Below are 9,290 nucleotides of genomic sequence, written 5' to 3' on the forward strand. Positions count from 1 at the left end.
ACTCATGGGGATGACTCCAATGGAGCTTTTCAATCGCGCACCTAAAGTAATGGCCGGCATTTGCGGCCTGCTCATCGCTCAACAGGGTTACGCCGCCGGTCTGGTGGAAGACAGCAAGCTCAGCGTGCTGGCACGCAACTTTTTCAGTAACGCCGATAACCGCAGTGGCGCTGCCGACCCCAACTACACCCAAGAATGGGGCCAGGGCTTCATTGCCAACTTTCAGTCCGGCTACACCCAGGGCACAGTCGGGTTTGGGGTGGATGCGATTGGTATGTTCGGTATCCGCTTGGACTCGGGCAAGGGCCGGCACTACAACCCTCAACACACGGCGTTCAACGGCAACGTGTTCCCCACCGACAACGATGGTCGCGCCGTGGATGAATTTGGCAGCCTGGGCCTCACGGCCAAGGCGAAATTCTCAAACACGGAGTTGAAGTACGGCACGTTGGTGCCGATGTTGCCGGTGGTGATGTCCACCGATCGCATGCTGCAACAAACCTTCAACGGTGGGCAGGTCCAGTCCAGAGACCTCGACAACTTCACCTTCACCCTCGGCCAGCTGGAACACGTCAAGGGCCGGGGTTCAAGCAACCAGATGGGCATGTCGATCCCGGGCGCGAACAACGCACAGACCGGCGAGTTCGTGAACAAGTTCTACTACGGCGGCGTCGACTACAAAGCCAGCAAGGACCTGACGCTGCAGTACTACTACGGCAACCTGCAGGACTTTTACAAACAGCACTTCCTCGGCCTCAAATACGATTGGAAAGTCGGCCCCGGCACCCTGCGTACCGACCTGCGCCACTTCGACAACCGCTCCGATGGTGCCAACGGTCACGATCCGGATTTCTACACCTTCGGCTACTACGGCAACGGCGTCACCAAGGGCAAGGTCGACAGTCGCCTGAGCAGCGCGCAATTCACCTACCTGGTCAACGGCCACACGATCGCCGCCGGCCTGCAACAAGTCAGCGGCGACAGCGACGCGGTGTGGTTGAACCAGGGCGATGGCTCCACGGCGTACTTCATGACCGAATCGATGATCGGCAAATTCCAGCGCGCCGGTGAAACCACCTGGCAAGTGCGTTACGGCTACGACTTCGCGAGCGTGGGTGTGCCTGGATTGAGCGTCCTGGGAATGTACGAAAGCGGCTCGAATATCCGCACCCCCACGGGCGACAAAAATGAGTGGGAACGCAACCTGACCGTGAGCTATGTGGTGCAGCAGGGGCCGTTCAAGGACTTGAGCATCGCCTTGCGCCATGCATCGTTGCGCACCGAGGTTTCAACCCAGCGTGACAGCGATGAGCATCGAGTGATTGTGAGTTACCCGCTGAACATTCTGTAAGCCCGACACGGGGACAACGCGCATCGTTGCCCCCGTGCCAGCCCAGGGCCGCAAAAATTCGCACGAATGGCTTGCCTTCGCCTCATAGAGTGGTGACGCTTAGGTATTTGGGTAACCGTCAAAGGGCAAGGCGCATGCATCGAGTCACCACGAGCCGTTTTTTCACCGGGCTGTTCGCCCTGCTGATGCTGTGCGCTACGTTGCCCAGCCTCGCGCAGGCTGCGCCTTCGCCGATCAGCGACCCGCGCAGTGTGCCGCTGCTGGCTGAAGACGCCAGTGTGCAAGACCTCAACGACCAACTCGACCTGATCCGCCAGAAAGTCACGGGCAGCGCCAACGACGACCTGCTCTCGACCTTGCGCCAGGCCGCCTTGCAGGTGCAAAAACAGGCCGACACCCTGGCCGCCAAACAAATCCTCGATCTTGAACACCTGGATGACCAGCTCAACGTGCTTGGCCCGGTACAGGTCAATGAGCCCCCCAGCCTGACCCAACAACGCAGCGCATTGACCCGGCAGAAGAACACCCTGCTCAACGAGCAGCGCCAGGCCAGCAGCCTGCGCCAATCCGCCAGCGACATGGCCGCGCAGATCTTCAGCCTGCGCCGCAGCCTCTTCGACTCACAGATCAGCACCCGCTCGGCGAGCCCGATCAGCGTGGTGTTCTGGTCCAACATCATCCGCCCGACCGACGACGATCTCAGCCGTTTACGCGGCCTGTACGCCGATGTACGCAGCGTGACGGACACCGCCGTGGCGCCGGGAAACCGCTGGTTTTTCGTGAGCATGCTGTTCAGTGCGCTGCTGGTCTGGGTGACGGGACGACGGGTGTTGGAGCACACGCTGGTCCGGCTGACGGTGCGCTGGATCCCCGAAGGCCGCCTGCGTCGCAGTGCGCTGGCGCTGGCGGTGGGGCTGGCCACCGTGCTGACCATCAGCCTGGCCGCCACGCTGCTGCGCTGGGGCGTGCTACGCGACACCGTGCCCAGCGCCGACATGCTCACGCTGCTCGATCAATTGCAGACCCTGGTGGTGTTCTGCGCCTTCATTGTCGGCCTCGGTCGCGCCCTGTTGATGCGCGCGCATCCGTCCTGGCGCCTGCCCCAGATCCCCGACCAGATCGCCGTCGCCCTGGGTCCCTTCCCCGTGCTGATGGGCCTGGCCTTGATGCTGATCGGCACCCAGGAACGCATCAACAGCGTCATCGCCAGCAGCCTGGCACTGACCGCGGCGGTGAACGGCCTGACCGCGCTGGCCATCGCGCTGGTGTTCTTCTTCGGCCTGCTGCGTTACCGCCGCACCCGCCGCCGATACGCGCTTGAACGCATGAGCGGCATCGCCGGGCTGATTCCGTTTGTCGCCGGGACCTGGATCGGGATCGCCCTGCTGGCGCTGTTGAGCGGCTACCTGACCCTGGCTTACTTCCTCACCGTCAAACTGCTGTGGATGAGCGTGGTCGCGGCGACGGCTTATCTGCTGATCGCCTGCTTCGGCGACCTCTGCGAGACCCTGCTCTCGCCGAAACAGCCTGGCGGCCTGGCGCTCGGCTCGGCCCTGGGCCTGTCCGAACGCCACCAGGCACAGGCCAGCACGATACTCGCGGGCGTGGGCCGCACCCTGCTGATGTTCACCGCAGTGCTGTTGGCGTTCCTGCCCTCCGGCTCCAGCCCGGGCGAGCTGCTGGCTGGGCTGACGCAACTCGACCTGGGCAGCAAGCCGCTGGGCAACCTGAACATCGCGCCCGGCGATATTCTGCTGGCCCTTGTCCTGCTCGCGATCGGCCTGTTCGGCGTGCGCGTGCTCAAGAACTGGCTCGGCGAACGGCTGCTGCCGGAAACCAACATGGACGCCGGCATGCGCGCCTCGCTGGTGACCCTGGTGGGTTACATCGGCTTCGTGCTGGTCGCGGTGGTGGTGATGTCCACGCTGAATATCAGCCTGACCAACTTGACCTGGGTGGTCAGTGCGCTGTCGGTGGGCATCGGTTTCGGCCTGCAGGCGATCGTGCAGAACTTCATCTCCGGCCTGATCCTGCTCACCGAACGCCCGGTCAAAGTCGGCGATTGGGTCAGCCTCGCGGGCGTCGAAGGCGATATCCGCCGCATCAACGTGCGCGCCACGGAAATCCAGATGTCCGATCGCTCAACGGTGATCGTGCCCAACTCGCAGTTCATCACCCAGAACGTGCGCAACGTGACCATGGGCAATGCGCTGGGCGTGGTCGGCATCACCCTGACCCTGCCGCTGGAAACCGATGTGCTGCAGATCCGCGAACTGCTGTTGACGGCATTCACCGAACACGAAGACGTACTGGACACGCCGGCGCCGTCGGTGACGTTCAAGGACCTGACCGCCAACGGATTGGTCATCGGCGTCAGCGGTTACGTCAACAGCCCGCGCTCGGTGGGAACAGCCCGCAGCGACCTGCTGTTCACCGTCCTCGGGCGCCTGCGCGAACTCGGCGTGGCGCTGTCTTCGCCGCAGAGTATGGTGCTGATCAATGAGGCGGCGGAAAAAGCCTCGCCGGCCGATTAGAGCGCCACACAACCAAGCATCAGCACTCCGCCAATTGCGTTCTGATTTTTTCCACCACGCCCTGCATGGCCGGCAGATAGCGGCGGGCGGCTTCCTCAACTGACATCGCCTTGGCGATGTAGACCAGATTCAGGCAGCCCATCACCCGCTCCTCGTGCCTGATCGGAATCGCAATCGCAGCGATTTTACGCTCAAGGCCCCAGTGGGAATTGTTTTCGCCGTAGCCCTTGCCGAGGGTGTGCTCGACCAACCGATCGACAAAGCCGCGATCCGCCGCCAGCGCCGACTGTTCATCGTCGCGGCTGATCAACAACTCGATCAGCTCTTCGCGCTCGGCCGGCGGGCAGAACGCGAAGTACGCGCGCCCGATGGCGGTCATGAGCAAGGGTAAACGCCGGCCGACCATGGAGCGGTGAAACGACAGGCGACTGAAGCGATGCGTGGTCTCGCGTATCACCATGGCGTCGCCGTCCAGCGTACACAGGTCGGTGGGCCAGACCACTTGTTGCAGCAGCTCGCCGAGCAGCGGTGCGGCAATCGACGAAATCCATTGCTCGTCGCGAAATCCCTCGCTCAGTTCACGGACTTTCAGCGTCAGGCGATAGCTGTCATCCGACTCGCTGCGGCGCACATAACCCTCGGCCTGCAAGGTCTCCAGCAGCCGGCGAACCGTGGTCCGGTGCAGCCCGCTTTGCTCGGCCAACTGCGCCGTGCTGGCCCCGCCGTCGAAACGATTCAAGCCATTGATCAGGGCCAAACCCCGCATCAACCCACGAACGGTTTTGTATTCTGTTTCGCTCATGGACGCTCCATTATCGTTTCAAATCAACGCTGTGCACCTGGTGCACACTAGCAGGGGTTTTCGTTGTCCACCAGCCTCGTGATTTCCATACTGCGCCCCACAAGAAATCCAAAAACGCTGTACGGAGATACCCATGAGTCTTGCACCCGCTCCTTCCACATTGGAGCTGACCGCCGACGTTGCCATCGTCGGCGCCGGCCCTGTCGGCTTGATGATCGCCAATTACCTGGGGCAACGTGGCGTAAACGTCACCTTGGTGGAAAAGCTCGACACCCTGATCGACTACCCCCGCGCCATCGGCCTGGACGATGAAAGCCTGCGCACATTCCAGGCCGTCGGTCTGGCGGACAAGGTGCTGCCGCATACCACGCCCTGGCACGCCATGCGTTTCCTGACCCCCAAGGGTCGCTGCTTTGCCGATATCCAACCGAAAACCGACGAGTTCGGCTGGTCCCGCCGCAACGCGTTCATTCAACCTTTGGCCGACCGCGTGCTGTTCGACGGCCTGCAGCGCTTCAGCAACGTCAAGGTGCTGTTCAGTCGCGAGCTAGACAGCTTTGAACAAAGCGACAGCGCGGTGGTGCTCAACCTCAAGGATCAGCATGGCCGCAGCGAACGCCTGAATGCCCGTTACCTGATCGGTTGCGACGGTGGCAACAGCCTGGTGCGGCGCAGCCTGGACATCAGTTTCGAAGGCAAGACCGCGCCCAATCAGTGGATCGTGGTCGACATCGCCAACGACCCGCTGGCCACGCCCCATGTCTATCTGTGCTGCGACCCGGTGCGTCCTTACGTGTCCGCCGCCCTGCCCCACGGCGTGCGTCGTTTCGAGTTCATGGTGATGCCCGGCGAAACCGAGACCGAGCTGAGCAAGCCCGAGAACCTGCGCAAGCTGCTGAGCAAAGTCTTGCCCAACCCCGACCGCATCGAGCTGATCCGCAGCCGCGTCTATACCCATAACGCGCGTCTGGCCGGGCGGTTCCGCCAGGGCCGGGTGCTGCTGGCCGGCGATGCCGCGCACATCATGCCGGTATGGCAAGGCCAGGGTTACAACAGCGGCATGCGCGATGCCTTGAACCTGGCGTGGAAACTCGCGCTGGTGATCAAGGGCCTGGCCGCCGACAGCCTGCTCGACAGCTACGAACAGGAACGCCGCGACCACGCCAAGGCGATGATCAACCTCTCCGTACTCGCCGGCCACGTATTGGCGCCGCCGAAACGCTGGCAAGGCACCCTGCGCGATGGGGTGTCGTGGTTGCTCAACTACCTGCCGCCGGTCAAGCGTTACTTCGTGGAAATGCGCTTCAAACCGATGCCGCAATACACCCGGGGCGCGTTGATCGTGCCGACTGCAAAAGGCTCGCCGGTGGGCAAGATGTTCATTCAGCCAAAGGTCTTGACCGACGCCGGCACCACCGTGCTGCTGGACGAAGTGATTGGCGACAACTTTGCGATCATCGCCTGGGGCTGCGATCCGACCTGGGGCCTGTCGGCCACGCAAATCGCCCATTGGAAAGCCCTGGGCACGCGCTTCATCCAAGTGTTGCCGGACGTCCAGCTCCGAGTACCGAGCGATGCCGGCCAAGATGTGATCCGCGTGGGTGACAGCAGCGGGCGCTTGAAAGAATGGTTCGCGCTCGGCACCTCGTCCATCGCCCTGGTGCGTCCGGACCGCTTCCTCGCCGGCCTGGCCATCCCGCAAACCGTCGGCCAGGCCTGCGATGACCTGGCCCGGGCGCTCAAAGCCGTGCCACCGACCTCGGCGAACGCTGTTGTCAGCAAGGTCGCGTGACATGAGCGCCTTTGTGCATTGTTTGTCTCATACGCCGTTGGTGGGCTACGTCGATCCGGCGCCGCAGGTATTGGCTGAAGTCGACGGCGTGATCGACGCCGCGCGCGAGCGCATCGCCCGCTTCGACCCGCAGCTGGTGGTGCTGTTCGCTCCCGACCATTACAACGGCTTTTTCTACGACGTGATGCCGGCCTTTTGCATCGGCATGGCGGCCCACGCGATTGGCGATTTCGACACCGCCGCCGGCCCGCTCGACGTGCCCAAAGCGCTGGCCGAATCCTGCGCCCAGGCGGTGCTGGATGCCGGTGTCGATGCCGCGGTGTCGTATCGCATGCAGGTCGACCATGGGTTCGCGCAACCGTTGGAACTGTTGCTCGGCGGCTTGCAGCGCTGCCCGGTGATTCCGGTGTTTATCAACTCGGTGGCCGTACCGTTGCCGAGTTTCAAACGCGCCCGACTGTTGGGTGAAGCGATCGGCCAATGGGCCAAAGCGCTGGATAAACGTGTGCTGTTCCTGGCTTCCGGTGGTTTGTCCCATCAGCCACCGGTACCGGAACTGGCCAAGGTCGACGCACGCATGGCTGACCGTCTGATGGGCAGCGGGCGTCAGCTCCCCGCCGATGAACGACAGGCCCGCCAGAACCGGGTGATTCAAGCCGCCCGCGCTTTCGTCGAAGACCCGAACAGCCTGCACCCGCTGAACCCGGCCTGGGATCAGCAGTTTCTCGACAGCCTCGAACAGGGCCGCATGCGCGACCTCGACAGCTTGGGCAATGACGCGTTGTCGGCGCTGGCCGGCAAGTCGACCCATGAAGTCAAAACCTGGGTCGCCGCCTTCGCGGCCCTGAGTGCCTTCGGCCCGTATCAGACCGAAGGCCGCTACTACCGCCCGATTCCCGAGTGGATCGCAGGTTTCGGTGCGCTTGGCGCACAGCCGCTGCCCCCTCACCCATGAATTCAAGGAACACTGCCATGACTGCCACTGCTTTCAGTGAAGCCTCCACCAGCCGCTTTGCCCGTATCAAGGAAGGCGACCTGGACCTGCAACTGCATTACAACGACCTTGGCGAAGGCGCCGCCACCGTGGTCATGCTGCACGGCTCCGGGCCGGGCGCGAGCGGCTGGGCCAACTTCAATCGCAATATCGAGCCGCTGGTGAGTGCCGGTTTTCGCGTGATCCTGATGGATTGCCCCGGCTGGAGCAAAAGCGACACGATCGTCAGCGAAGGCTCGCGCTCGAACCTCAATGCCCAAGCGCTCAAGGGCCTGCTCGATGTGCTGGGGCTGGAGCGCGTGCACATCATCGGCAATTCGATGGGGGCCCACAGCACCGTCGCCTTCGCCCTGGAATACCCTGAGCGGATCGGCAAGCTGATCCTGATGGGCGGCGGCACCGGCGGCCCGAGTGCCTTCGTGCCGCAGCCCACCGAAGGCATCAAACTGATCGGCGCGCTGTACCGCGACCCGACCATCGAGAACCTGAAGAAGATGATGAATGTCTTCGTTTTCGACGCCAGCGGCCTCACCGACGAGCTGTTCCAGACCCGCCTGGACAACATCCTGTCGCGCCGCGATCACCTGGACAACTTCGTCAAGAGCAGCACGCTCAACCCCAAGCAATTTCCGGATTTCAGCCACCGCCTGCACGAAATCAGCGCCGACACCCTGCTCGTCTGGGGCCGCGAGGACCGCTTCGTGCCGATGGACACCGGCTTGCGCCTGCTGGCCGGCCTGCCCCGGGCACAGTTGCACGTGTTCAACCGTTGCGGCCACTGGGCGCAGTGGGAACACGCCGAGAAGTTCAACCGCATGGTCCTGGACTTCCTGACCCACTGATCATCGAGGCTGACATGACGCTGACTCAAGACACCCTGCAACAACTCGCCGCCGACCTGCGCCAGGCCGAAGACCACGGCGAAGCCATCGGGCCGCTGCGCGAGCGGATCGGTGCAGACAACGCCGCCGCGTATGCCATCCAGCGCCTCAACGTCGACCACGGCGTGGCCAACGGGCGCCGCGTGGTCGGGCGCAAGATCGGCCTGACCAACCCCAAGGTCCAGGCCCAGCTGGGCGTGGACCAGCCGGACTTCGGCACCCTGTTTGCCGACATGTGCTACGGCGACAACGCCACCGTGCCGAGCGGCCGCGTACTGCAACCGAAGATCGAGGCTGAAATCGCGCTGATCCTCGAACGCGACCTGCCCCGCGCCGACACCACATTCGCCGACGTGATGGCGGCCACCGGCTGGGTCGTGCCGGCCCTGGAAATCGTCGGCAGTCGCATCCAGGGCTGGAACATCCGCTTCGTCGATACCGTGGCTGACAACGCGTCCAGCGGCTGCTTCGTACTCGGCGGCCCGGCTCGACGTCTCGATGGGCTCGACCTGCGCCAGGCCAGCATGCGGATGACCCGCAACGCTGAAGAAGTGTCCAGCGGCAGTGGCGCCGAATGCCTTGGTCACCCGCTCAATGCGGCGGTCTGGCTGGCCTGCGCCATGGCGCGCCTGGGCGATCCGCTGCGGGCCGGCGACATCATTCTCACCGGCGCGCTGGGGCCGATGGTGGCGGTCGCTGCCGGTGATCGGTTCGAGGCCGAGATCGACGGCATCGGCCGGGTCGGCGTGAACTTCTCGGTAGACAGTCGCGCCGAGTAATCGGCGACTTGCGTGCATATGAGGCAATAACAATGAATAAACTCAAAGTCGCCATCATCGGTTCCGGCAACATCGGCACCGACCTGATGATCAAGATCCTGCGCAACGCCAAACACCTGGAAATGGCGGTCATGGTCGGCATCGACCCGGCCTCCGA

General features: G+C 63.4%; 7 protein-coding genes and 1 pseudogene. 7 read left to right on the forward strand and 1 reads right to left on the reverse strand.

Features of this window, described 5'->3' with window-relative positions; all coding sequences use genetic code 11:
• The first annotated feature begins 19 nt into the window (after window positions 1-19).
• Window positions 20-1,351 (forward strand): OprD family porin, encoded by a 1,332-nt coding sequence (locus ACP7E3_RS30295; RefSeq protein ID WP_426125341.1) that lies wholly within the window; start codon window positions 20-22, stop codon window positions 1,349-1,351.
• A 134-nt stretch (window positions 1,352-1,485) separates the two neighbouring features.
• Window positions 1,486-3,885, forward strand: coding sequence for a DUF3772 domain-containing protein (locus ACP7E3_RS30300; protein WP_426125343.1), 2,400 nt, complete (start codon window positions 1,486-1,488; stop codon window positions 3,883-3,885).
• A gap of 19 nt (window positions 3,886-3,904) precedes the next feature.
• Here ACP7E3_RS30300 and ACP7E3_RS30305 read toward each other — a convergent pair whose 3' ends face one another.
• Complete coding sequence (locus ACP7E3_RS30305) at window positions 3,905-4,687, reverse strand: DNA-binding transcriptional regulator (protein ID WP_017847917.1); 783 nt, start codon at window positions 4,685-4,687, stop codon at window positions 3,905-3,907.
• Window positions 4,688-4,820: 133 nt separating this feature from the next.
• Here ACP7E3_RS30305 and ACP7E3_RS30310 point away from each other — a divergent pair, with 133 nt between their 5' ends.
• The 5 genes and pseudogenes from ACP7E3_RS30310 to ACP7E3_RS30330 all read left to right on the forward strand — a co-directional run.
• Window positions 4,821-6,479 carry a bifunctional 3-(3-hydroxy-phenyl)propionate/3-hydroxycinnamic acid hydroxylase gene (locus tag ACP7E3_RS30310; RefSeq protein WP_057005927.1) on the forward strand — a complete coding sequence of 553 codons (1,659 nt, stop codon included), beginning with the start codon at window positions 4,821-4,823 and terminating at the stop codon, window positions 6,477-6,479.
• A gap of 1 nt (window position 6,480) precedes the next feature.
• Window positions 6,481-7,434: a 3-carboxyethylcatechol 2,3-dioxygenase gene (gene mhpB, locus ACP7E3_RS30315; protein ID WP_046484029.1), complete on the forward strand. Its 954-nt coding sequence runs from the start codon at window positions 6,481-6,483 to the stop codon at window positions 7,432-7,434.
• Between the two features lie 17 nt (window positions 7,435-7,451).
• Window positions 7,452-8,315, forward strand: a complete 864-nt coding sequence (locus ACP7E3_RS30320) for an alpha/beta fold hydrolase (RefSeq protein WP_128191998.1) — start codon at window positions 7,452-7,454, stop codon at window positions 8,313-8,315.
• Window positions 8,316-8,329: 14 nt separating this feature from the next.
• Window positions 8,330-9,133, forward strand: a complete 804-nt coding sequence (mhpD, locus tag ACP7E3_RS30325; protein ID WP_017847921.1) for a 2-keto-4-pentenoate hydratase — start codon at window positions 8,330-8,332, stop codon at window positions 9,131-9,133.
• 32 nt (window positions 9,134-9,165) lie between these two features.
• Window positions 9,166-9,290, forward strand: a pseudogene (locus ACP7E3_RS30330) (acetaldehyde dehydrogenase); the annotation flags it as partial.

It is taken from the genome of Pseudomonas sp. PSPC2-3 (assembly GCF_049898265.1).
Lineage (GTDB): Bacteria > Pseudomonadota > Gammaproteobacteria > Pseudomonadales > Pseudomonadaceae > Aquipseudomonas > Aquipseudomonas veronii.